We start from the raw sequence: 23,698 nt of genomic DNA on the forward strand, positions 1-23,698 counted from the left end.
CGGGTGCAAATATAAATATTTTATTCTTTCTGCAACTGAAATTAAATAAAAATCGAGACGATTTTTGATCGAACAGGAATGCCCTGAAAAAATACACACAAATTAGTTGTAACTTCTTGCAACCCCTCCCCATTTATTTTGTCATTAAAAACGGAAAGAAAAGCAATTGGTACCAAAACAGCACATACACAGGGACATAATTGAGGCGTGTAAAAAAGGAAAGGAGAGTGCCCGTTATGAATTGTATCAATTGTATGCAAGAGCGATGTTCAATGTAAGTTACCGCATGATGAACAACCGCGAGGAAGCGGAAGACATGTTACAGGAATCGTTCACCTTGGCATTTATGAAAATGGATTCGTACCGTTACGAATCGGCTTTTGGAGCCTGGCTGAAACGAATTGTGATCAACACCTGTATCAATGCCATCAACAAGCGAAAAGTGGAGCTGACCTATTGCGAGGAAATTTATGAGCACGACAGGGAAGAGGACAGCGGTGAAGAAGAACCGAGGTTTACCGTAGAGAACATAACCCGGGCAATGGAGCAACTGCCCGAAGGAGGACGGATGATCTTTTCGCTGTACCTGCTCGAAGGCTACGATCATGTAGAAATTGCGCAAATACTGGGGATTAACGAATCAACATCGAAAAGCCAGTACATGAGGGCAAAAAGAAGGATCGCCGAAATATTGAAGGATCAGGAAATGAGTGGATTTTAAAAACGAAAAAATGAAGAGGGACAGATTAGAGGATTTCGTAAAAGCCAATCGCGGGGATTTTGATTTCAGAGAACCATCGCCGGAGCTTTGGAGCCGGATTGCAGAAAACAGCAAGCCGCGGAAAGTGGTGTTTATGCGAACGCACTTTTATAGGGTGGCTGCAGTAGTTGCGATTGCAGTAATTGGCTCGGTACTGGTGTGGAAAACCGGGATAATGGGGCCCGGACGAATGGCAAAAAATGCCGATCCTGAATTGCTGGAACTGATGGAAACAGAAGCTTACTATTCGTACCAGGTAGATAAAAAGATGGAGGAAATACAGAAATGTTATTTTACCAATCCTGAATTAAAAGACGATATTGAATCGGATTTAAACGAACTGGAAGGCATGTACAAAGTGCTGAAAAGTGAACTGGATGAAAACATATCGAATAAAAGTGTGATTGAGGCGATGATCGAAAACAATCGTTTTCGGCTGAAACTTTGCGACGATGTGTTGGAGCAACTAAAATGTTAACCTGAAAACAATGAGAAAGACGAAATTTGGTGGATTTATAATAATGATGGCCTGCTTGCTGCCTTTTCTGGCAGAAGCACAGTATTCTGAAACAAAGGAAATCAGGCGCGGATTTGCAGTTTTGCCCGATACTCAGGTAGAGATCGTAAACAAATACGGTAAGATTGACATCAAAACCTGGCCAAAAGATTCGGTGGTTTTTGAAATAAAAATCAAAGTAGAAGAGAAAAAGCAATCAAAACTGAACGAATTGTTGCGCGACATTGATTTCGACTTCACAGCCAACAACCATTATCTGATTGTATCTACGCGGGTAAGCCAGAACAAAAGTGCCATTGGTAAAGAGATTCTGAAATTTAAGGAGACTTTGCTGGATTCGGATGGAAATATACAGATCGATTATACAGTGTGGATGCCCAATACCAACCGCTTGAAAGTAGAGAATAAATTTGGCGATATTTTTATTGGTGATTATAAAGGCGACGTATGGCTGAATTTGTCGAACGGCAACCTGAAAGCCTACGATTTTTTCGGAGAACTTGATTTAACGCTCAATTTTGCCGATGCAACCATTAATTCCGTTCAGCGGGGGCGGCTCGACTGCAACTTTAGTAAGTTGTATTTGAAAAGAGCCGAATCGTTACGTATTCAGAGCAAATCAACAGAGTTCGATTTTGAAGAGGTAAAGGACATCGATGCCCAGTCGCGAAGGGATAAATTCAGGATTCAACTGGCCGACCTGATTGATGCCCAGGGAAGTTTTTCCACCTTCCGGGTGCGTGAATTATCAGACCGCTTAAACATTCGCGCCGATTATGGAGGCGTGGAAGTGGAAAAGATCGCTTCCGATTTTGGAAACATTGTCATTCATTCAAAATCAACCGATATCGACTTGCTTTTTGAGCCTGAGACTCGTTTCAACTTTGAGATCAATCATACCAAATCGACCTTGAATCTGGGAACAGAAATAAAGGTGGAGGATGAAAAATTAAGCGACGATGGAAAAACTTCGCGGGTAACCGGACACCTCGGAGCAAAAGCTTCGGGAGCTGCAAAGCTTAGTATTACTGCTGATTCGGGACAGATTAATATCAAAACCCGATAATTTTTTTGATTTTTTTGTTCCATACTGCAACCCTTCGAAATTTATCCTGTCATTAAGATTACAGAAACAGAAAACATACAAGTTTAATTCCCAAAACAACAAACAGAAAGCAAACAATATTCAAATTAACAGAAAACAAAAAGTCATGAAAACAATTACTTTTTTTGCTATTGGTGTGCTCTTTTTACTGGTGAGCGCCGTAAGTTGTACCAACGATTTTGATGTAAGTGGAAACGGTATTCAGGCAAGTGAAAACCGCACTGTGCCGGCTTTTTCAAAGGTAAATTCACACGGAGCGTTTCAGGTGTACATTACCAGCGGCGAAGAATCTAGTGTGGTAGTAAGTGCCGACGAAAACCTGCTTCAATTTATTGACACCTGGGTTTCGGAGGGAACACTTCACATTAAAACAGACAATTTACACAGTGTGCGCGCCGTTATTCCGATGGAGGTGTTTATTAAAACTCTGGTTTTAAATGGAATTTATCTTAGTGGATCCGGGCTGGTCGAATCCGATCTTTTTCAGGGAGATGACGTAAAGATAGTTTTGTCGGGTTCGGGACGGATTCAAAGTTCTTTTGAAGTTCAGGAAGCAACGATTCTACTCTCGGGTTCGGGACGAATCGATGTTTCAGGTTTTGCAGGTAAAGCCGATGTTACGGTGAGCGGTTCGGGAAAAATTAACGGAGCCGGATTTGAAATTGCCGATTGTAAAACGTTGACCAGCGGTTCGGGCGATATGTGGCTGACCATTGGAGACGATCTTGACAGCCGTATTTCGGGAAGCGGAAATGTTTTTTACTACGGAAATCCCACGGTCAAAACCTATATTTCAGGATCGGGTAATGTTTATCATCAAGAATAACTTTATGAAACGAGCACGTAAAATATCTACATTCAATGGAATGATTAAAAGAAGCGAGTTACATACGATACCGCTGAAAATAAACAATTTTAATCGTATGAAAGCAGGATTACTATTATTACTAGCCTTATTTCCCACACTGGTTTTTGCACAAACATTTAACCGGGCCATCGGTATCAGGGGAGGGCTCACTTCAGGATTTGAATACCGGGTTTATACCGATGATGCAAATTCGTATAAGTTTTTGCTTGGCACACGCGACGAAGGAGTTCAGTTACATGCCATGAAAGAATTTCATCAGTACGATCTGTTTCGTTATACCGATCAGCTGAGTTTCTTTTACGGCGCCGGAGTGCATGCCGGTTATCAGCAATGGCAAAAACGGTATACGGGCTACAATGCTGAGTGGTACGAAACAAAGACAGCTTTTATCGCCGGCCTCGATGGCGTGGTGGGTTTGGAATACCTTTTTTATGAGGTTCCGCTTTCGCTGGGGATCGAGGCAAAGCCTTATTTCGACTTGTTTGGCAGGGAAGTGTTCGAACTCGAAGTGTTTGACATTGCCTTTACCGTGAAGTATCATTTTTAATCCTAAAATATGTTCAGAAAACAAACCGGTCCGAAGTCATTTGTCGGACGGGGACAGGTTTGACCAAGATCTTTAAACGTCATATAATTTTAGTATCATGAAACGAGCATCTTGCGGATTTCAGGCAATAGTTTGATAAAGCTCAATGCGAGTTCCATGAGTTACCATTGAAGATTTAAAATTTAAACGAATGAAACAATTAAGCATTATTCTATTCATGATGCTCGGGGCGATCTGTGCCCGGGCACAGGAAAACTACAGGAACGATCAGGTTCAGACACTTTTCACCAATCAGCAAAGCAACGGTTGGTATGGCGCATTTTCACTGGGATATTCCGAAATCGACGGGCGTGATGCATTGATGACGGGAGCTCGCGGAATGTACGTTTTCGACCAGTCGCTGGCCATCGGGTTGGGCGGCTACGGCTTTGTGAATAACCTCGACTATCACCATAGTTATTACGACAATTCGGATCCACGATTTATGCTGGCCGGGGGCTACGGAGGATTAATCGTCGAGCCTATTTTTGGCGGAAGAAAGGCCGTTCATCTTTCGTTTCCTCTTTTGGTCGGTATAGGTGGTGTTGCCCTGCTTGAAAACGATGGCTGGGGATGGGACTGGGATCCGTATTATCCGGGGCATGAAATCGACAACGATGTGTTTTTTGTGCTGGAGCCGTCAATGGAGCTGGAATTTAACCTTACCCGTTGGTTCAGGGCGGCAGCGTATGCCAGTTACCGTTTTACTTCCAATATCGAGATTTATGAAACAGGCAGTGATGCGCTGGAGGGCTTCAGTTTTGGGATGACCTTTAAATTCGGTAAGCTGAATTAAAGGGAAAGGAGGGGAGTCTCAGAAGTAATTTTCACGCAAAGTGCGCAAAGTATTTTATCAAAAGAACGCAAAAACAGAGAATGCGAATCAGTCGTCTGTGGCCTTTGCGCTCCTTTGTATCTTTGCGGGAACTTTGTTCTCTAAACTTCTGAGATACCCTCTCTTTTTTTTCCTATTCGTGTAAGTCGATGTAATCCTGAGCGTTCAGGAAATCGATACTTTTCTTGCAGCTTTCAAGTGGTTCGAAATCGTAGCGTTCAACCTCCACAATTCCGTATTTACAACCCGATTTTTCGCGTTGGGCAAAAACCGATGCAAAATCCATTTTGCCACTGGCGCCCAACTCTTTTTCGTCTTTTATGTGCCACAATTCAAAGCGGCCGGGATATTTGTCGAAATAATCGAGTGCATTTTTGCCTCCTTCGGCGATCCAGTATAAATCGAGCTGAAACATGACTTTTGCAGGATCGGTAAACTCCAACATCCAGTCGTAAACGGGTTTTCCTTCCAGTTCGGTAGAAAATTCCTTGTCGTGGTTGTGATAACCAAAACGAATGCCGGCTGCGTTGCATTTTTCTCCTACAGCGTTAAAGTATTCACAATATTTTTTCAATCCTTCCACACTTTCGTAACCGGTAGATCCCATCCAGGGCTGAACGATCCATTTCACGCCGGCTGTTTTATGTGCAGCAATACAGGTATCCCACCATGCCATGGTTTCGGCCCATTTTTCTTCGGTCGGTACATCCTGTCCGGTGTGGGCTCCCAGGTATTTTAATCCGTTACTTTCGCACAGGCTTTTGAATGCTTCCGGTTCCATGTCGTACATTTTTCCGTCACCATAACCGGCGCTTTCCACAAATTTATAGCCCATTTCGCCAACGGCTTTTAGAGTGGCTGCGACATCTTTTCCCATGTCGTCGCGAACTGAATACAGTTGGAGCCCGATGAATTTCTCAGCCTTTGCCGACTTTTGTTCTTCTGCTGCTTTCTTTCCGGTCGACTGACAGGCCTGGAAAGAGAGAGACATTCCTACTAAGGCAAGCAGTAATACGAAAAGTTTAAAAGTGATTCTTTTTGAATGCATAATGAATTGGTATTAGGTAATATTACAAGATTTTGTTTAGTACAGCAAAGATGTGGTTTTTATTTAAATTGAAAGCAATCTTCGTCGTTTAATCGCTAATTTCGGCGCGTCAAATTCAACTCATGAGGAATAAGGATTTTCTGGCGTATGCTTCGGCCCTGGGGGCTGCTTTTTTCTGGAGCTTTTCGTTTATCTGGTTTAAGATAGCTTACCAGGGATACGGCCCAATTACCGTGGTAATTATCAGGCTGGCCATTTCGGCTGTGTTGATTACAGGAATTGCACTTTTGATGAAACGCCTGCAAAAGCCAGAGAAAAAAGATGTCTGGCTCTTTGTGCTGATGGCATTTTTTGAGCCTTTCCTGTATTTCATCGGAGAAAGTTACGGGCTGATTTATATTTCGTCGACAGAAGCAGCGGTAATTGTTGCCACCATTCCGCTGTTTTCGCCGGTTGCCGCATGGTTCTTTTTTCGCGAGAAAATTAAGTGGATGAATGCCATGGGTTTGCTGTTTTCATTCCTGGGAGTGGGATTGGTGGTGCTCAACGGAGCCTTTCGGTTCGATGCATCGCCGCTCGGAGTAGGGCTTGAATTTATGGCGGTTATTGCAGCCATTTTCTATTCCATTGTTTTGCGCAAACTCGTCGGAAAGTATAATACCTTGAGTATTTTAGCTTACCAGAACATAATTGGAGTCGTGTTTTTTCTGCCGGTGTGGCTCTCTCTCGAAGTAAACGATTTTATTCACCAACCGTTTCACGCCGAGGCATTCAGGGCCATTATCTTTTTGGCGGTTTTTGCGTCAACGCTGGCCTTTGTTTTCTTTACGCAAAGTATCCGGCATTTGGGCGTAAACCGTTCGAATACCTTTATCAATCTGATTCCCGTGTTTGTCGCCATTCTTTCGTTTTTTATTCTGAAAGACAGTTTGGGTGTGCAGCAGGTGGTCGGGATTGTGATTGTAGTAGCCGGACTGTTCCTCGCCCAGATTAAACGAAAACGAAAAGGAAGTGGCGAATTGGAACCCATTGAAATTACCACACAACGGAAAGGATAGACAGTGACCAGTTTGCAGTCGCAGTAATCAGAAAACAGATGAAAAGAATAGAGTATGAAACGCCGGAAGAGTTAAAGCTTCTCACCGATAAAACACGGGGAGAAACGGCTGCTTTTCTCAAAAAGCTCAAAAAGAAAAAGCCCAAAGATCTGGATGATTTTGTACAGGGACTGCACATCGATGCTTTTGCTCAGTTTAGTTGCCTCGATTGTGCCAATTGCTGTAAAACCATTGGCCCACGTTTGATAGATAAGGATGTTGAGCGCCTGGCAAAACACCTGAGAATGAAAGCTGGCGATTTTATGGAGCAATACATCCGCGTGGATGAAGACGGCGATATGGTGTTTCGCGATCATCCCTGTCCGTTTCTTATGCCCGATAATTACTGCATGGTGTACGAGAGTCGTCCGCGTGCCTGTCGCGAATATCCGCATACCGACCGGAAGCGGTTTTACCAGATTCTGCAGCTTTCGCATCTTAACTGCGAAACATGCCCGGTGGTATACGAAATCATTGAAGAATTAAAACTAAAGCAGCGGTAGACAGAACCTTTCATTGGCCTACCTGTTGCAACATCTTGACGATATCGTTTCGCCTGGGAGATATGCTGACAAGTTGTTTTAAAGGCAGGAAATTAAATAGTAGATTGCTTGCCTTAAATTTTAAACTTTGCCTGGAAAGACAATTGAACTAAAAAAAGACAAACCCATGAAATTGAAAACGCGGATTTTAACGCTTCTTTTACTCTTGTTTTTTATTGCGGAGTCATGCTCAAAATCAGAAGATGAGGTTCCCAATTATGTTGGGAACTGGGTAAGAACCTGGAAGGATAAGGAGATGAATGCCAATTTGAAGCAAAGTTTAATCCTGGAAACAAATGCCTTCAGCTCAGAAATTTCGATACAATCGGGCGATTCCTTGGTATTGTACAAGAAGTTCAGCGGCACAATTACCCGGGTACACCAAAGTTTGCGCTACCAAATGGAACAACTGAACGTATACAGCGACGGTGATGAGGTGGTAAACACCCGTTTTGGAGATACCGACTTTGACGAAGATGTTTTTTCCTATTTATCGATTCATCCGAATTTTTGGGGTGTTTGGTATTTTGCTTATGGTAATTTAACCTTGTGGTTCGATATGGATGGAGATAAGATCGCAACAGGTACCGAAGGCCGTTTTGTTTTTCAGCAGGAATAGGTTCCGGGTTTAATGTGAAAGCGACGTAAAAATAACATAACATGTTCTATAATATATGAGATTGCGCCTGAGATGGCGAAAAGTTGGTAACTTTAAGGATCTTTCAAATACAACGATCATGGGATACCACGGAATGGGCTTGCAGCGATGGATTACCACAATGAAGCCCAAGAAATTTCTCGGGAAAAAAAGTAAAACCGACGGTGGCGGTGGTGGAAACATTAATGACCGGAGCGCCGCCGAATATTATCACCTCGAAACCCGAACGCTCGACAATCTTAAGAAAAAGAAATATCCGCGGGAGTATAAGGCAAAACTTCGACTGGAACTGATCAGCGAAAACAGGGGGCGCTACATTATGCTTGTTTTAAGCGTAGTGGTTGCGGTGCTGGCACTTTGGCTTTTGGTGGGCTATCTGAATTATAAATTGCATTGGTTTTAATTCCACGAGGCGATGACTTTGGGTGCAAAAACAATTTCTTAGATTCTTGCCCGTAACGTCAGGCAGGAATCCCGAACATGAGACAGGACTCATGAGGACATTTTTTTCACATCTTAATGCGGGCAAAGAATATCATGTATTTCATTGAGGTGCCTTGTGAGTTTGCAGCGGGGAGGTTTATTGGAATTGTTCAGGTTAAAAATATCATCAATATTTCTCAGCTAACTCAACCCATTAATGAAATAAAATGAAAAACAAACTGGTATTTTTCGTGGCGATACTTTTAACTATTCCGGCCACCTTATTTTCTCAGTCGAATAACGAGATTCCAATCACGCAAATAATTTCGTATGATTCGGACCTTTATGGAGAAAGCAGAAAACTCTATCTGAGTCTACCGATGGATTATAAGGATACAAAAAAGGAATATCCCGTTTTATATGTTTTATTTCCGGAGTCGAATTATTTCCGGGCAAAGTCAGCAGCCTGGCATGTAGAAGGTCGAAATGGAATTCCCGAGTTTATCGTTGTAGGGATAAGTAATAAAGATAGTTGGAATGAAGTTTTCCCGTTTAAACTTACCCGAAGACCAACTTCGGGCGGGGCTGACAGGTTTTTAGAGTCGATTAGTACGGAAGTGATTCCTTTTATTGAGTCGAATTACAGAGCCGATTCACTTCGTATTTTGGCCGGGTTTTCCAACAGCGCCATGTTTGCATGTCATGCTATGGTGAAAAAGTCCGAATTGTTTAAATCCTACATTTTAAGCAGTCCAATGTTAGGCTGGGGGGATAACTATGTGTTAAAGGAAACAATAGATTTTTTCAGCGAACTAAAAAGTTTTGATAAAACCTTGTATGTAATTTACGGGGGAAACGATTATCAAAATGTATTGAATCCGATGCCTCAGTTTGAGAAGTTGCTGAAAGAAAATTCTCCCGAAAATTTAAAATGGAAGGTTGATCTATTGGAAAATGAACATCATGTGCCCTACATTGATGTATATAACGGTTTGGTTTTTACGTTTGAAAAACTGAACGAACAAAAGACGACTTCTGTTAATGATAAATAATTTATCGTTTAAAGCTATTTTTTCGAATGAGCTACAAAAATTAAGCACATTTTCCCTGCTGATTTTTTCTCTTTTTCATGTATGGAACAAGAGGTGAGTGGCGAATGAATTGTGAATTTATATTTAGAAAACTGCTTACTTTCCCATCATCGGAAACAATTGCCTGATCTCATCGTCTGACGGGTGTCGTCCGAATTCACAAATCTCAAACGATTCAGCAATCTTTGCCTGGTTCCCTTTTTCTCCGCCGTACCATTTAACCAGCGACTGACGCAGCTCGTCGCCAATGGGTGACCGCCGGAAACCTGCCAGCCATTTTTCTCGTTCCCCGTCACTTTCCGGAACCTGATCCAATGTACCGTTGAGCCAGGGTAGCCACTCAAAAAACTGGGATTCGTGAGCCGCCATTGCATGAACTTTTTGATCATAAACATCGGTAATATCCACCGCGATATCGGGCTGAAACGGTGAGGGTTTTTGGAAGCCATCGTGCGAGTACAGAAAAACGGGATTTTTCTTTAATGCCGGAACATCGGAAACAACATTGGGCACCACTACCAAAAATGCCGCATCCTGAACCAGTATTGCAGCATTTCGGTGATCGGGGTGATAGTCGTAGGGGCGGTGGCTAATTACAACATCCGCTTCCCATTCACGAATTATCCGAATCACTGTGTGGCGGTTTTCAAGCGTGGACATCAGTTCTGCATCATGATTGTCAAGAACCGTGTAGCTTACGCCAAAACGTTTGCCGGCTTCCTGTGCTTCAGCCCGTCTGATCCGGGCAAGTGCGCCTCCGCCTTTTTCATGGTGTCCGGCATCGCCGTTGGTTAAGGAAACAAACAGCACGCGGTGCCCCATTTGTGCATATTTCAGGGCCGTTCCTCCGGCGTCGATGTCACAATCGTCGGGGTGAGCGCCAATCACAACAACATTTATTTTTTCCTGAGAATAAGCTGCGAGTAGAAATGTAAAAATGCTGACGGAAAGGATGATGAGCTTTTTCATAAGGTTGAATTGGTTTATTGTCAGGATAAAGCTAGTGATCTTTTTGCTGAAATTGTATCCTTTTCAGCTAAATTTCATGAGTCTTAATCTCTGCCCGGTTCAGGCTTATTTTGCAGGAGTCAAAATCAGACAAATTATACGATTTAATTACCTTTGGCGTTTTACTGAAAATTAGAATCGCGGATGATGCGAAAAGTCTATCTGATTTTATGGCTTGGATTTTTGGCGCTGGCCGGTCGTTCACAGATCGGGGGAGAGCATACCTACCAGTTTTTAGAACTCACCAACTCTGCCCGTATTGCTGCTTTGGGGGGCACACAGATTGCCGTTCCCGATTCGGGCGATCTGAATCTTCCGTACCATAATCCGTCGTTGCTGGCAGCCGGGATGAGTAACAAATTATTGGTAAACTATGTCAATTACCTGGCCGATGTAAACTATGGCTACGCGTCGTATGCCAAAACCTACGAAGGTATCGGGAATTTTGCGGTGGGGGTGCATTACATCAATTACGGAAAATTTGACGAGGCAACCGAAGCTGGAGAGTTGACCGGTGCTACCTTTAACGCGGCTGAATATGCGCTGAACCTGATCTACTCGAACCAGTACAAGCGATTGAAATACGGTATGATCCTGAAACCGATTCTTTCGTCGTTCGAAACTTATCAGTCGGTTGGAATTGCTGCCGATCTGGGTGTGAACTTCACCAGTAAATCGGGGTATACCACATTGGCGCTGGTGGCCCGGAATATGGGCACACAGCTTAGCACTTATTATGACGGCGCCAACCGTGAAAGCATTCCTTTTAACCTGCAGGCCGGTATTAGTCAGCGTTTGGAACACGCACCGGTGGTGCTGATGGCCACACTTCAGAATTTAAATCATTGGAAATTATATACGCCGGAGGAGGATCCCGAATTTAATACCGAGACCATTTATGAGCGCGACGAAAGTTTTACCAAACAATTTATGCGACACCTGGTATTTGGAGTGGAACTTTTACCATCGCCCAATTTTACCCTGAGGGTGGGCTACAACTACCAGCGGAGACAAGAATTGAAGTTCGATGATAAAGCTTCAACGGTTGGCTTTTCGGCTGGCTTTGGATTGAAAATTAAACGGTTCAGACTCGACTACGGGATATCGCGTTTTCACCTGGCCGGATCTTCGAATCTCTTCTCGGTGGCGGTTAACTTGAACGACAATTTCTAAGAAAAAGACAAGAATATCTTAAATAATTACCATCTTTGCAGATGCGAAATCGTTATGAGTACTAAAAAAATTATTGTTGCCATCGACGGACATTCTTCCTGCGGGAAGAGCACCATGGCAAAAGCCCTGGCAAAAGAGCTGGGTTATGTTTACATCGATTCCGGAGCCATGTATCGCGTGGTAACTTTGGTTGCACTTCGAAACGGCTGGATTGAAAACAAGGTTCCGAATAAGGAAAAAATCCTGGAGGGCCTGAAAGATATCCGCATTACCTTTAAGTGGGACGAAGAACGGGGTATGAACACCACATTTCTGAACGGAGAGAATGTAGAAGACGAGATTCGCCAACTGGAAGTGTCGGAAAATGTAAGTCCGATTAGCGCCATTGCCGAGGTACGCGAAGAGATGGTACATCAGCAGCGCGAAAACGGCAGAGAAAAAGGCATTGTGATGGATGGCCGGGATATTGGAACAGTAGTTTTTCCGGATGCGGAACTGAAAATTTTTATGACGGCATCACCCGAAATCAGGGCGCAGCGCCGCTACCTCGAGCTAACTGAAAAAGGGCAGGAGGTAAATTTCGAGGAGATTCTGGCCAACGTAGAAGGACGCGACAAGATCGATTCTTCGCGTGCGGTAAGTCCGTTAAAAAAGGCAGATGATGCATGGGTGCTCGACAACAGCCATTTGAGCCGGAAGGAACAACTGGAATGGACGATAAACAAAGTAAAGGAGATTATTAAAGCATGATTGTTGAGATTGACAGAGGTTCGGGATTTTGTTTTGGGGTAATTAATGCCATTAAAGCGGCTGAAAAAGAATTACAACACGAAGACAAGCTTTATTGTCTGGGTGACATTGTGCACAACGGAAAGGAAGTGGAACGGCTCGAAAACATGGGGCTGAAATCCATTACTAAGGAAGAATATTTTACGCTGAGCAACTGCAAAGTGCTGATTCGTGCACATGGCGAACCTCCGGAAACTTATGAATATGCTGAGAAAAATAATATTGAGTTGATTGATGCTACTTGTCCTGTGGTGCTGACACTTCAGGAAAAAGTAAAAGGATCGTACCTGCAAAACAAAGCACAGGAAGGCCAGTTGGTGATCTTTGGAAAAAAAGGGCACGCTGAAATTATTGGCCTGGACGGGCAGACCAACAACAATGCGATTGTGGTGGAAAGTGTCGCAGACATCGACAAAGTGGATATGAGCCGCCCGATATCCTTGTATTCGCAAACCACAAAGCGCATCGAAGATTTTCACCAGATTGCCGAAACGGTTAAGTCACGGGTGCAGCCGGGAGTCCCGATTCAGATCAAGGATACGATTTGCCGGCAGGTATCGAACCGGGTTCCCAACCTGAAGAAATTTGCTGTTAAATACGATCTGGTTCTGTTTATTGCCGGCGTAAAAAGCTCAAACGGGAAATATCTTTATACCATTTGCGAAGAAGTCAATCCGAATTCAAAAAAAATTACGGGCCTCGAAGAAATTGACCGCGATTGGTTCCAAGGAGTTAATTCAGTGGGGATTTGTGGCGCTACTTCAACGCCTAACTGGCTGATGGAAGACGTTGCCGCGTGGGTGCAGGAAAACTTCGGTTAGTAACCGGCTTTCACCCTGAACGCTTTTTTGCGTACTTTTAGGCAGGTAAATTCGATACATGCCACAGCTTTTTGCACAAGTTATATTGCCTCTTTCTTTACACGATGCCTACACTTACCTTATTCCGCCGTCGATGGAAAAGGATGTGGAGCCCGGCAGACGTGTGATCGTGCAATTTGGTCAGCGGAAATTTTATGCCGCCCTGGTCAGTTCGGTTTCATCTGAAAAGCCGGAAGATATTGAGGTAAAGGAAATCCGGCAGGTGCTCGACGAACATCCGGTGGTGCTGCCAAAGAATTTTGAAATGTGGCACTGGATCGCCAAATATTATTGCTGCACTCTGGGCGATGTATTCCGGGCAGCCCTTCCAACCGGCTTAAAACTCGAAAGCAAATCCAAAATATTTCTTACGGGATCGGAAGAAGAGTTTCTCCTGACCGATGCCGAACGGAACCTGATGCTTGAAATTGAAAAGGGTACCAATGTCCTGTCAGAACTGGAACGCAAATTAAAGGATCGTTTTTCTTATCCTGCCCTGAAAGCGCTGATGCAGAAAGCGCTCGTTTATGTAGAGGAAAAAGTGCACGAAAAATACCGGCCCAAAACAGAGGTTTTTGTGAAGCTGTTCCCTGATATTGTTTCGGAGGAAAAACTAAATGAAAAAGCTGCCGGGATAAAGCGCGCCAAAAAACAGGAGGCTTTGCTGTGGCATTTTTGTTCTGCAATCAATGCTTTTGAGGAAAGTGCTTTATCTGAAATCTCGAGAAAGGACCTGTTTGAAGGGACAAAGTTTACTCCCGCTGTTTTAAAGGGACTGGTTGAGAAGGACATTCTGATTCAGTATCAAAAACAGGTTTCGCGTATTGAAGAGGAAAAAACAGAACAGGTGAGTCTGAACCTGCTGAACACATACCAGGCAAAAGCGCTGGAAGAAATCAGGCAGTCGTACGAATCGAAGCAGGTAACACTTATTCACGGAATTACAGCCAGCGGGAAAACCGAGATTTACATTCATCTGATTGATGAGGCGATAAGAACCGGAAAGCAGGCATTGTATCTCGTTCCTGAAATTGCATTGACCACACAGATTGTGCAGCGTTTGAAAAATGTATTTGGACACAAAGTGGGAATCTATCATTCGCGGTTAAACAGCTCGGAGCGGGTAGAGATTTGGGAAAAGACCCTGTTGTTTCAGGAAAAACCCGATAAAGGCTACCAGGTAATTTTGGGGGCACGTTCTGCCGTTTTTCTGCCTTTTTCTGATTTGGGATTGATTGTAGTGGACGAAGAACACGAAAATTCATTCAAACAGTTTGATCCGGCACCGCGTTACAATGCACGCGACATGGCCGTCGTACTCGGATTTCAGCATAAAGCAAAAGTATTGTTAGGTTCGGCAACGCCTTCCTACGAGTCGTATCATAATGCAATTACCGGAAAATATGGTCTGGTAAATCTTACGCGGCGCCATTCCGAAATGGAACTGCCGGAGATAGTGGTGGCCGATGTAAAAAGGGCGTACAAACGGAAGGAGATGCGTTCGATTCTTACTCCACAGCTTTACAACCTGATGGAGGAAGCCTTGGAGAAAAAGGAACAAATCATTCTTTTTCAAAACCGAAGAGGGTATTCGCCTTTTGTGGAATGTTTTACCTGCGGTCATATTCCGAAGTGTACCCGGTGCGATGTAAGTCTCACGTATCACAAATACAAAAAACGGCTTAGTTGTCATTACTGTGGTTATTCTTATGTGTTGCCCGACCGTTGCGATGAGTGTGGGTCGCCCGAACTCAAAACACGGGGTTTCGGAACCGAGAAGATTGAAGACGAAATCAAGCAGCTGTTTCGAAATGCACGAATCGAGCGGATGGACCTGGATTCAACACAAACAAAAAATGCCTTTGAGAAAATTGTGCGAAACCTTGAGGAGGGTAAAACGGATATTTTGATTGGCACCCAAATGGTAACCAAAGGTCTCGATTTTGAGCACGTCAGCGTTGTGGGTATTCTGAATGCTGATAACCTGATCAACTTTCCTGATTTCAGGGCACACGAAAGGGCTTACCAGCTTATTTCGCAGGTGGCGGGAAGGGCCGGCCGAAAACACCGCCGCGGCACCGTGGTTGTCCAGACATCGCAGCCCGATCATCCGCTAATTCAGCTCATTCAGGAGCAAGACTACCAAAACGTGCTGAAGCAGCAATTCGAGGAGCGCCAGCTTTTTAAATATCCGCCGTTTTACAGGCTTGTGAAAATTGTGGTGAAACACAAAAACGTTGATACCGTAGACAGGGCTTCACAGGAACTGGCAACGCTTCTTCGGAAAAATAAGAATTTGGTGATTCTTGGTCCCGAATTTCCCCTGATCAGCCGTATTCAGTTGTGGCACCACAAGGAAATATGGGTGAAGATCGATCGTAAACTTCATCTCGACCAGGTGAAGGAAGAAATTGTGGCGGCAGTAAAAAAGGTAAGATCAATGCCTTCGCTCAGCAACTCTGTCTTCAATATTGATGCAGATCCGATGTAGGAGCCTTTTGTTTATTCGCAGGTGACATTTTATAATGAATGACATTTTTCGCACATCGTTTTTTTATAGATTTGTAGCGCTTAAGACCTTTTTGTGAATAGTAAAGAAGTAGATCAAATCTTTGAACAGTTTTCCCAGATGCGGGTAATCGTTATCGGCGATGCCATGCTTGACACCTATCTTTGGGGAAAGGTGGAACGTCTGTCGCCGGAAGCTCCTGTGCCGATTGTGTCGGTTGCCAGAAGAGAAAACCGTTTGGGGGGAGCTGCCAACGTATCGCGAAACCTGCAGGCCTTGGGGGCAACTCCGGTGTTGTTCTCGGTGGTTGGGGACGATGATAACGGAAAAGAATTCTTGAGCTTGCTGGAACAGCGTGAACTCACCGGGAAAGGGATTTTTGTAGATCGCTCGCGGAATACAACGGTGAAGAATCGAATCATCAGTGGAGGAAAACAGATTGTAAGAATCGACGAGGAGTCGACGAATTACATTTCTGTTGAAATGGAAGAGATGCTCATAGGAGCCATTTTGAAGGAGTTGGATGAAAATCCGGTGGATGTGATTGTTTTTGTGGATTACGATAAAGGAATTGTTACCTCTGCTTTGTTTGATGCCATCAACAAGGAGGCGCTTGCCCGTAATATCCCGACAGCAGTTGATCCCAAAAGACGAAACTTCCGCAATTACCGGAATGTGACGCTTTTTAAACCCAACTTCAAAGAGTTTGTGGAAGGAGCCGGTGTGCAGATCGCCAAAGACGATTTGGAAGCCTTAAAAGCTAGTGCCGACAAATTCAAAAAAGAACAGCAGCTGAAACTAATTTTTATTACACTTTCAGAATTAGGAGTTTTTATCAGTAACGGGGTGAATGAACAATATTACCCGGTGGTAATTCGCGACATTGCAGATGTTTCGGGCGCCGGAGATACTGTTATGAGTGTGGCAAGTCTGGCAATGGCAGCAGGTCTTTCTCCAAAAATTATGGCACTGATGTCGAACCTTGCAGGCGGTCTGGTGTGTGAGAAACTGGGAGTTGTACCCGTGGATGCTGAGCAGCTAAGGAACGAAATGAAATCAAAAAAAATTTAATTCACGATTTTGGTCTCCGGCCGTTAATAGCCTCGTGATAACACGTTGATAAAAAATCTGAGCAGGTTAGGGGTAAATTGTTACCTTTGAAGTCACTCAAAAAAAAGAAAAAGACGCATAAATGGGAAAAATAATTTCATTGGCAAACCAGAAAGGAGGAGTTGGAAAAACTACCACAACAATCAATCTGGCAGCAAGTTTGGCAGTATTGGAACAGAAGGTTTTGGTGATTGATGCCGATCCGCAGGCGAATGCCACTTCGGGTTTGGGTTTGGATGTTAACAGCGTTCAGTCAAGTATTTACGAATGTATCGTAGATGAAATTGAAGCTTCCAAAGTAGTAATCAAAACCCAGATCGAGAACCTGGATATTATTCCGTCGCACATCGATTTGGTAGGAGCGGAAATTGAAATGCTGAATCTGCCCAATCGAGAAAAGGTGCTGAAAAATGCCATTGAGCAATTAAAGCAGGTATACGATTTTATTTTTATCGACTGTTCTCCGTCTTTGGGATTAATTACCGTGAACGCGCTAACCGCTTCCGATTCTGTTATTATACCGGTTCAATGCGAGTATTTCGCTTTGGAAGGATTGGGGAAACTTCTGAATACCATTAAAATTATTCAGAGCCGTTTGAACCCCGAATTGTCGATTGAAGGCTTTTTGCTGACGATGTACGACGGACGTTTGAACCTATCGAACCAGGTGTACGAAGAAGTGAAGCATCATTTCCAGGAAATGGTTTTCGATACCGTTATTCAGCGAAACATTAAACTGAGCGAGGCGCCGAGTTACGGGAAACCGGTGGTATTGTACGATGCCAGTTCACGCGGGGCTATCAACCACATGAACCTGGCTCGTGAAATCCTGCAGCGAAACGAGATGACCCAGATGTCGAAAGAAAAAAATGTTGTTATAAATTAGAATACAGTTATGATGGTTAAGAGGAACGCATTGGGAAGAGGACTTGGAGCACTGATCGACGACGCAGAAAAAATCCAGAAAGGCGCCGGTATCAGTGAAATTGAATTAAGCAAAATTGAAGCAAATCCTTTTCAACCGCGTACCAAATTCGATAAGGATGCACTTCAGGAGCTCGCCACTTCGATCAAAGAGATTGGGCTGGTGCAACCCATTACGCTTCGCAAAGTTGCCGAAGAAAAATACCAGATTATTGCAGGAGAACGCCGTTTCAGGGCGTCGCAGCTGGCAGGTCTTACAAGCATTCCGGCTTATGTGCGAAAAGCCAAAGACGATGGGATGTTGGAAATGGCCCTTGTTGAAAACATTCAGCGCGAAGACCTCGACGCCATCGAAATTGGTCTTAGCTACCAGCGCTTGATGGAAGAGTTGGGCTATACCCAGGAAGAATTGAGCTCACGCGTGGGTAAAAAGCGTTCGACCATCGCCAATTATATGCGTTTGCTGAAACTTCCGGCCATCATTCAAAAAGGGTTGATCGACAAGGAAATTTCGATGGGGCACGCCCGTGCGATCATCAACATTGAAGATGCCGAAACACAGATCATGATTTTTGAGCAAATTGTTAAACATGGTTTTTCGGTCCGCAAAGTCGAGGAAATTGTTCGCGATTTGGGAAATACGGAGGAAAAAGACGGTGCAAAAGTGGTGAAAGAAAAATTCCCAAGTGCTTTTGAATCGGTTAAACGTCAGCTCTCCGGTATCTTCAATTCACGCATTGGATTCTCGATGGATGAGAAGGGAAAAGGCAAGATTACCATTCCTTTTAAATCGCAACAAGACCTGGAAAGAATTGTTAAAATAATTGAAAATCAAAAATAAAGCGAAACGGTTCTTCCATAACCTGACGTATTTCCTATTTTTGCGCAAAATATATCGTGTGAACGCAGGTAGTCTGACTTCAAAAATAGTAGTTGTTTTAACGCTGATTTTTCTGTGTTTTGGTGCTTATGCTCAAAATATTGAAATGGATACTACTCGTACCGTCAAAGTAGATGAAGAGAAGATGGAGGTGAAACATTCGCCAACCAAAGCAACTATTTATTCTGCGATTCTTCCCGGCTTAGGGCAGGCTTACAATAAGAAATACTGGAAAATTCCGCTGGTGTATGCCGGATTGGGAACCATTGGCTACTTTATTCACTGGAATAATGACAATTACCAGATCATGAAGCAGGCTTATTCTGATTTCACAGACGATGATCCAGGCACCAACTCTTACCTGGATTTGGACGGAGCGCAGTATTACGATCTGGAGAACAACGCAACGCATAGAGCGAATTTTAAAACCAACCTTACCCGGCAGCAGGATTATTACCGCAGAAACCGCGACCTCCTGTTTATCAGTATTATCGGATTTTATGGATTGAATATAATCGACGCGAGCGTTGATGCTCACTTTTTCGATTTCGACATTAGCGAAGACCTGACCATGAACTGGCAGCCTTCGATGAATTACTTCAACAATCAGCCGGTTTACAGTCTAAATGTTTCATTTAATTTTTAGTATGTTACGATTCATCTTACATATCACCTTTATTTCTCTTGTTTTTTCGGCAAGCGCTTTTGCTCAGGATGCTGACTCGCCGATCACTGATTTCGAAACGGCATTGGATACCACTCTGGTTGATTCGATGGACGCAGATTCGATATTCGACACAGAAATAAAGCTGGAAGACGATCTTAACGCTATTTTTTCAGATCAGATGGACAGCCTGCTCAATTCGGCTGAATTCAAAATGCGGTTTCAACTCGACAGCACTGAAGTAACTCATTTGTATCAGTATCCAACCAATATCCCTGATTCAATATACATTCAACGCCTGCAAAACTCGGAAACGGTCATCGATCTTTCCTACAACGATGTGGTGAAAAAATACATTCAGATGTACACCGAAAGAAAACGAAGCCTCGTTGAAGTTATGCTGGGCTTATCGGCCTACTATTTCCCGATGTTTGAAGAAACGTTTGATAAATACGATATGCCGCTGGAGTTGAAATATATGGCGATTATCGAGTCGGCGCTGAATCCTACTGCCAAATCGCATGTCGGAGCGATTGGTTTATGGCAGTTTATGTACGGAACAGCCAGGAACATGCAGCTGGAGGTAACAACTTTTGTGGACGAAAGACGCGATCCTGTAAAAGCTACCGATGCTGCGGCACGCTATCTGAAACGTTTGTACGATATTTATGGCGACTGGCATTTGGCAATTGCTGCTTATAACTGTGGTCCGGGAAATGTAAACCGTGCCATTCGCCGATCGGGAGGAAAAACAGATTACTGGCAGATTTATTACCGCCTGCCCCGGGAGACCCGGGGGTATGTTCCGGCGTTTATCGCAGCAACGTATGTGTTCGAATACTACAAAGAGCACAACCTCGTTCCGCAATATCCAAACTTCTCGCTTTCAGTAGATACTGTCATGGTAAACGATTATCTTCATTTCGACCAGGTGGTTGCATCGGTTGGAATCAGTAAGGAGGAACTGGAAGCTTTAAACCCGATGTACCGTCGGAATGTAATTCCCGCTAAGGCAGATAAACCATACCCGCTTGTGCTGCCCAACAATGAACTGATGGCATTCGTCGATAAAGACACCGCTGTTTTTGCCTACGAACGCGAAAAATATTTTCCTAATAATACCCTGGTAAATCCAACCACGAGCAGCGGAGGGTATTTTACCCCGGTTGATATTAAAGGCAAAGACAAAGTGATCTATACCGTGAAATCAGGCGACAATGTAGGTTACATTGCATCCTGGTTTAAAGTGCGCTTATCTGATTTGCGTTACTGGAACGACATTCAGCGCGATATGATCAGGGCCGGACAGAAGCTGGCCATTTATGTTCCGCAGGGACAAAAGGAACACTACGACAAAATCAACAAAATGTCGTTTGCCGAAAAACAGCAGTCTGTTGGAAAAAGCGTTGCGGTAGCAGAGAAGAAAACGCCGGATCCGGTTGATGCTACTTATGTTTACCACACTGTAAAAAGTGGCGATACCCTTTGGGACATTGCTCAGCAATATGCCGGCATTAGTGCCGACGATATCAAGGCCTTAAACAAACTTTCCAACGACCGCGGATTGTATGTGGGGCAAAAACTAAAGATTAAACGCAAAGGGTAATTCTGTTTTTGCCTGGGTTTTTCAATTTACGCTTCAATTTGATTCAATAGATTTTTTCGATTCAAAATAGAAAAGATTTTCCAGTGTCCTGTACTATGGCAGGATTGTATTTTTATCTCCAACATCTTGATTTAAAAAGTCTTTCTCCCCAAGGCTGAAAGTTAATCGGTTACACATATGGTTAAATCGATTTTAACGATGCAATCGCAAGGCCTTATAGAGTGCCTCTATAGATATCTTCTATTTTGGATAGAAATTATCTGTTTGATTGGTTTCGAATGGCTTTCTACGTTTGCAGCGGAATTAAAGAAAAATACAATAACACTTAAAAAAATTATTATGTCACAGATTGGAAAACAAGTCGTAGATTTTAAAGTACAGGCTTTTGAAAACGGAAACTTCAAAGAAGTAAAGAAAGAAGATGTTTTGGGAAAATGGTCCGTTTTCTTCTTTTATCCAGCTGATTTCACTTTTGTTTGCCCGACTGAATTGGAAGACCTTGCCAATTTATACGATGAATTCAAAGCCAGAAATTGCGAGATTTATTCGGTTTCAACCGATACTCATTTTGTACACAAAGCATGGCACGATACTTCAAATACCATCAAAAAAATTAAATACCCTATGTTGGCCGACCCAACAGGTGTTTTGTCAAGAGGTTTTGATGTAATGATTGAGGAAGCAGGTTTGGCAGAACGCGGAACTTTCATTGTAAATCCTCAAGGCGAAATTGTAGCTTACGAAGTAGTAGCCGGAAACATCGGCCGTAATGCTGATGAATTGTTGCGTCGTCTGAAAGCGCTGCAGTTTGTTGCTGAGCATCCTGCTGAAGTTTGCCCTGCAAAATGGAACGAAGGAAGCGAAACACTAAAGCCAAGCATCGACCTGGTTGGAGTGATTTAATAACAAGATTTTGATTTATTCATGGGGAGGACATTCGATGTGTTCCTCCCTGTTTTTTCTAAAGCCATGTTAGAACAAACATTAAAAGACCAGGTAAAAGGGATTTTTTCCGGTCTGAAAAATAAGTACACTTTTAAGATTGAAGCAGCTCCGTCTCATTCTGCACGCACCGAAATGGAAAACCTGCTGAATGAGGTGGCTTCCTGTTCCGAAAACATCAATGTTCAGATTTCAGAAGGCGAGGGGCTCTCGTTTTCCATCCTTCAAAACGGAGAGAAAGTAAATTCGATAGTATTTCGGGCGGTACCGAACGGACACGAGTTTACCACACTGCTGTTGGCTGTTTTAAACATGGACGGCATCGGTAAGAACCTGCCAGATTCAACCATGATTAGCCGTATCAAAGCCTTGAAGAATCCGGTCGCAGTAAAAAGCTATATTTCACTTACCTGTACCAATTGCCCCGAAGTAGTACAGGCGCTCAACATCCTTTCGATTTTCAATCTGAATATTTCGCACGAGATTATCGACGGAGGGATCAATAAAGAAGAAGTGGAAAAGCTGGGTATTCAGGCCGTACCAACGGTGATGTCCGAAGGTAAAGTGTTGCATGTAGGACGTTCTTCGCTGGGGGAATTACTGGGGAAGATTGAAGAACTGAGCGGAACGGAACCAGTCCCGGAATCAAACGTTGAAAAAAGTTATGACGTGATTGTTGCCGGCGGCGGTCCTGCAGGTGTTTCTGCAGCTATTTATTCAGCCCGAAAAGGTTTCTCGGTAGCCATTGTCGCCGAAAAAGTTGGCGGGCAGGTGACCGAAACTGTAGCCATCGAAAATATGATTTCGGTTCCAAAAACTACCGGTGCACAGCTGGCTGCAAACTTAAGGCAACATCTTGGAGATTATCCCATCGATGTGTTGGAGAACCGTCTGATCAAGGAAGCCAAAGTGGTTAACGGTGTTAAAGTAGTTAAAACGTCATTGGGCGAAACACTCAGTGCTCCTGCATTGATCATTGCAACTGGAGCCAGCTGGAGAAAGCTGAATGTACCCGGCGAAAGTCAGTACATTGGTTCGGGAGTGGCTTTTTGTACGCATTGCGACGGCCCGTTTTACAAGGGGAAGAAAGTGGCTGTTATCGGCGGCGGTAATTCAGGATTGGAAGCTGCCATCGATCTTTCAGGGATCGCAACTGAAGTTACTGTTCTCGAATTTATGGACGAACTGAAAGGCGACAAAGTGCTTCAGGATAAACTGGCTGGCTTGCCTAATGTAAAAGTGATTACTTCGGTACAAACTACTGAAGTAGTGGGTGATGGAGCAAAGGTAACCGGGCTTCGTTTTAAAAACAGAAAAACAGAAGAAACAGAAACATTAACGGTTGACGGCGTTTTTGTCCAGATTGGCCTGATAGCCAACAGTGCCGTTTTTGCCGATGTAGTGGATCGGAACAGGATGGGTGAAATCGTGATCGATGCCCACTGTCGTACAACGCAGCCGGGAATTTACGGCGCCGGCGATGTAACGGAAGTTCCGTTTAAGCAGATCGTAATTGCAATGGGCGAAGGTTCGAAAGCAGCGCTTTCGGCTTTTGAAGATAATATGAAAGGGCAGCTTTTGGGAGCTGTTCTGGAGGAGGCAGAGATGAATTAGTAATTCGCTTTGCAAACTACGAAGGGGAAAGGTGTTTGATTTGATTCAAGCACCTTTTTTTATGCCTGCATTTGTCGCTTAATTTGGTA

24 protein-coding genes are annotated in these 23,698 nt (G+C 43.7%); 22 read left to right on the plus strand and 2 right to left on the minus strand.

Annotated features, from left to right (window positions below):
- Positions 1 to 166: 166 nt before the first annotated feature.
- The 6 genes from MR764_RS00270 (at position 167) to MR764_RS00295 (ending at position 4,632) form a co-directional block, all read left to right on the plus strand.
- On the plus strand, positions 167 to 721 hold the full coding sequence (locus tag MR764_RS00270) for an RNA polymerase sigma factor (protein ID WP_247977377.1): 555 nt from the start codon (positions 167 to 169) through the stop codon (positions 719 to 721).
- 10 nt (positions 722 to 731) lie between these two features.
- Positions 732 to 1,238: a hypothetical protein gene (locus MR764_RS00275; RefSeq protein ID WP_247977378.1), complete on the plus strand. Its 507-nt coding sequence runs from the start codon at positions 732 to 734 to the stop codon at positions 1,236 to 1,238.
- A 10-nt stretch (positions 1,239 to 1,248) separates the two neighbouring features.
- Positions 1,249 to 2,343, plus strand: a complete 1,095-nt coding sequence (locus tag MR764_RS00280; protein WP_247977379.1) for a DUF4097 family beta strand repeat-containing protein — start codon at positions 1,249 to 1,251, stop codon at positions 2,341 to 2,343.
- 145 nt (positions 2,344 to 2,488) lie between these two features.
- Positions 2,489 to 3,208: a head GIN domain-containing protein gene (locus tag MR764_RS00285; protein ID WP_247977380.1), complete on the plus strand. Its 720-nt coding sequence runs from the start codon at positions 2,489 to 2,491 to the stop codon at positions 3,206 to 3,208.
- Positions 3,209 to 3,212: 4 nt separating this feature from the next.
- Positions 3,213 to 3,797, plus strand: a complete 585-nt coding sequence (locus tag MR764_RS00290) for a hypothetical protein (protein WP_247977381.1) — start codon at positions 3,213 to 3,215, stop codon at positions 3,795 to 3,797.
- A gap of 190 nt (positions 3,798 to 3,987) precedes the next feature.
- Entirely contained in the window at positions 3,988 to 4,632 is a 645-nt protein-coding gene (locus MR764_RS00295) for a hypothetical protein (protein ID WP_247977382.1), read from the plus strand.
- A gap of 172 nt (positions 4,633 to 4,804) precedes the next feature.
- Here the strand turns inward: MR764_RS00295 and MR764_RS00300 are convergent, their stop codons facing one another.
- Positions 4,805 to 5,719, minus strand: coding sequence for a sugar phosphate isomerase/epimerase (locus tag MR764_RS00300; RefSeq protein WP_247977383.1), 915 nt, complete (start codon positions 5,717 to 5,719; stop codon positions 4,805 to 4,807).
- 122 nt (positions 5,720 to 5,841) lie between these two features.
- Between MR764_RS00300 and MR764_RS00305 the strand changes: the two genes are divergently transcribed.
- The 5 genes from MR764_RS00305 (at position 5,842) to MR764_RS00325 (ending at position 9,491) form a co-directional block, all read left to right on the plus strand.
- Positions 5,842 to 6,777, plus strand: coding sequence for a DMT family transporter (locus MR764_RS00305; RefSeq protein WP_247977384.1), 936 nt, complete (start codon positions 5,842 to 5,844; stop codon positions 6,775 to 6,777).
- A gap of 38 nt (positions 6,778 to 6,815) precedes the next feature.
- Complete coding sequence (locus tag MR764_RS00310) at positions 6,816 to 7,319, plus strand: YkgJ family cysteine cluster protein (RefSeq protein WP_247977385.1); 504 nt, start codon at positions 6,816 to 6,818, stop codon at positions 7,317 to 7,319.
- Positions 7,320 to 7,485: 166 nt separating this feature from the next.
- On the plus strand, positions 7,486 to 7,977 hold the full coding sequence (locus tag MR764_RS00315) for a hypothetical protein (RefSeq protein WP_247977386.1): 492 nt from the start codon (positions 7,486 to 7,488) through the stop codon (positions 7,975 to 7,977).
- A 118-nt stretch (positions 7,978 to 8,095) separates the two neighbouring features.
- Positions 8,096 to 8,419 (plus strand): hypothetical protein, encoded by a 324-nt coding sequence (locus MR764_RS00320; RefSeq protein WP_247977387.1) that lies wholly within the window; start codon positions 8,096 to 8,098, stop codon positions 8,417 to 8,419.
- Positions 8,420 to 8,666: 247 nt separating this feature from the next.
- Positions 8,667 to 9,491 carry an alpha/beta hydrolase-fold protein gene (locus MR764_RS00325; protein WP_247977388.1) on the plus strand — a complete coding sequence of 275 codons (825 nt, stop codon included), beginning with the start codon at positions 8,667 to 8,669 and terminating at the stop codon, positions 9,489 to 9,491.
- Between the two features lie 135 nt (positions 9,492 to 9,626).
- Here the strand turns inward: MR764_RS00325 and MR764_RS00330 are convergent, their stop codons facing one another.
- Complete coding sequence (locus tag MR764_RS00330) at positions 9,627 to 10,499, minus strand: PIG-L family deacetylase (protein ID WP_247977389.1); 873 nt, start codon at positions 10,497 to 10,499, stop codon at positions 9,627 to 9,629.
- A gap of 183 nt (positions 10,500 to 10,682) precedes the next feature.
- Between MR764_RS00330 and porQ the strand changes: the two genes are divergently transcribed.
- The 11 genes from porQ (at position 10,683) to ahpF (ending at position 23,609) form a co-directional block, all read left to right on the plus strand.
- Complete coding sequence (gene porQ / locus MR764_RS00335) at positions 10,683 to 11,711, plus strand: type IX secretion system protein PorQ (RefSeq protein WP_247977390.1); 1,029 nt, start codon at positions 10,683 to 10,685, stop codon at positions 11,709 to 11,711.
- Between the two features lie 54 nt (positions 11,712 to 11,765).
- Positions 11,766 to 12,461: a (d)CMP kinase gene (gene cmk, locus MR764_RS00340; RefSeq protein WP_247977391.1), complete on the plus strand. Its 696-nt coding sequence runs from the start codon at positions 11,766 to 11,768 to the stop codon at positions 12,459 to 12,461.
- The gene (locus MR764_RS00345; protein WP_247977392.1) at positions 12,458 to 13,321 is read left to right on the plus strand and encodes a 4-hydroxy-3-methylbut-2-enyl diphosphate reductase; all 864 of its coding nucleotides are present in this window, start codon (positions 12,458 to 12,460) and stop codon (positions 13,319 to 13,321) included. The genes cmk and MR764_RS00345 overlap by 4 nt, the downstream gene beginning before the upstream one ends.
- 58 nt (positions 13,322 to 13,379) lie before the next feature.
- Positions 13,380 to 15,851, plus strand: a complete 2,472-nt coding sequence (priA, locus tag MR764_RS00350; protein ID WP_247977393.1) for a primosomal protein N' — start codon at positions 13,380 to 13,382, stop codon at positions 15,849 to 15,851.
- A gap of 138 nt (positions 15,852 to 15,989) precedes the next feature.
- Positions 15,990 to 16,940 carry a bifunctional ADP-heptose synthase gene (locus MR764_RS00355; protein WP_247977394.1) on the plus strand — a complete coding sequence of 317 codons (951 nt, stop codon included), beginning with the start codon at positions 15,990 to 15,992 and terminating at the stop codon, positions 16,938 to 16,940.
- Between the two features lie 121 nt (positions 16,941 to 17,061).
- Positions 17,062 to 17,865 carry an AAA family ATPase gene (locus MR764_RS00360; RefSeq protein WP_247977395.1) on the plus strand — a complete coding sequence of 268 codons (804 nt, stop codon included), beginning with the start codon at positions 17,062 to 17,064 and terminating at the stop codon, positions 17,863 to 17,865.
- 9 nt (positions 17,866 to 17,874) lie between these two features.
- Positions 17,875 to 18,744: a ParB/RepB/Spo0J family partition protein gene (locus MR764_RS00365; RefSeq protein WP_247977396.1), complete on the plus strand. Its 870-nt coding sequence runs from the start codon at positions 17,875 to 17,877 to the stop codon at positions 18,742 to 18,744.
- Positions 18,728 to 19,429 (plus strand): DUF5683 domain-containing protein, encoded by a 702-nt coding sequence (locus tag MR764_RS00370; RefSeq protein WP_247977397.1) that lies wholly within the window; start codon positions 18,728 to 18,730, stop codon positions 19,427 to 19,429. The genes MR764_RS00365 and MR764_RS00370 overlap by 17 nt, the downstream gene beginning before the upstream one ends.
- A 1-nt stretch (position 19,430) precedes the next feature.
- Positions 19,431 to 21,053 (plus strand): lytic transglycosylase domain-containing protein, encoded by a 1,623-nt coding sequence (locus MR764_RS00375; protein ID WP_247977398.1) that lies wholly within the window; start codon positions 19,431 to 19,433, stop codon positions 21,051 to 21,053.
- Between the two features lie 339 nt (positions 21,054 to 21,392).
- Positions 21,393 to 21,956 carry an alkyl hydroperoxide reductase subunit C gene (gene ahpC, locus MR764_RS00380; protein ID WP_247977399.1) on the plus strand — a complete coding sequence of 188 codons (564 nt, stop codon included), beginning with the start codon at positions 21,393 to 21,395 and terminating at the stop codon, positions 21,954 to 21,956.
- Positions 21,957 to 22,022: 66 nt separating this feature from the next.
- Positions 22,023 to 23,609 carry an alkyl hydroperoxide reductase subunit F gene (ahpF, locus tag MR764_RS00385; protein WP_247977400.1) on the plus strand — a complete coding sequence of 529 codons (1,587 nt, stop codon included), beginning with the start codon at positions 22,023 to 22,025 and terminating at the stop codon, positions 23,607 to 23,609.
- The last annotated feature ends 89 nt before the right edge of the window (positions 23,610 to 23,698 follow it).

The sequence above is a fragment of the Maribellus sp. YY47 genome (assembly GCF_023111095.1).
Taxonomy (GTDB): domain Bacteria; phylum Bacteroidota; class Bacteroidia; order Bacteroidales; family Prolixibacteraceae; genus Draconibacterium.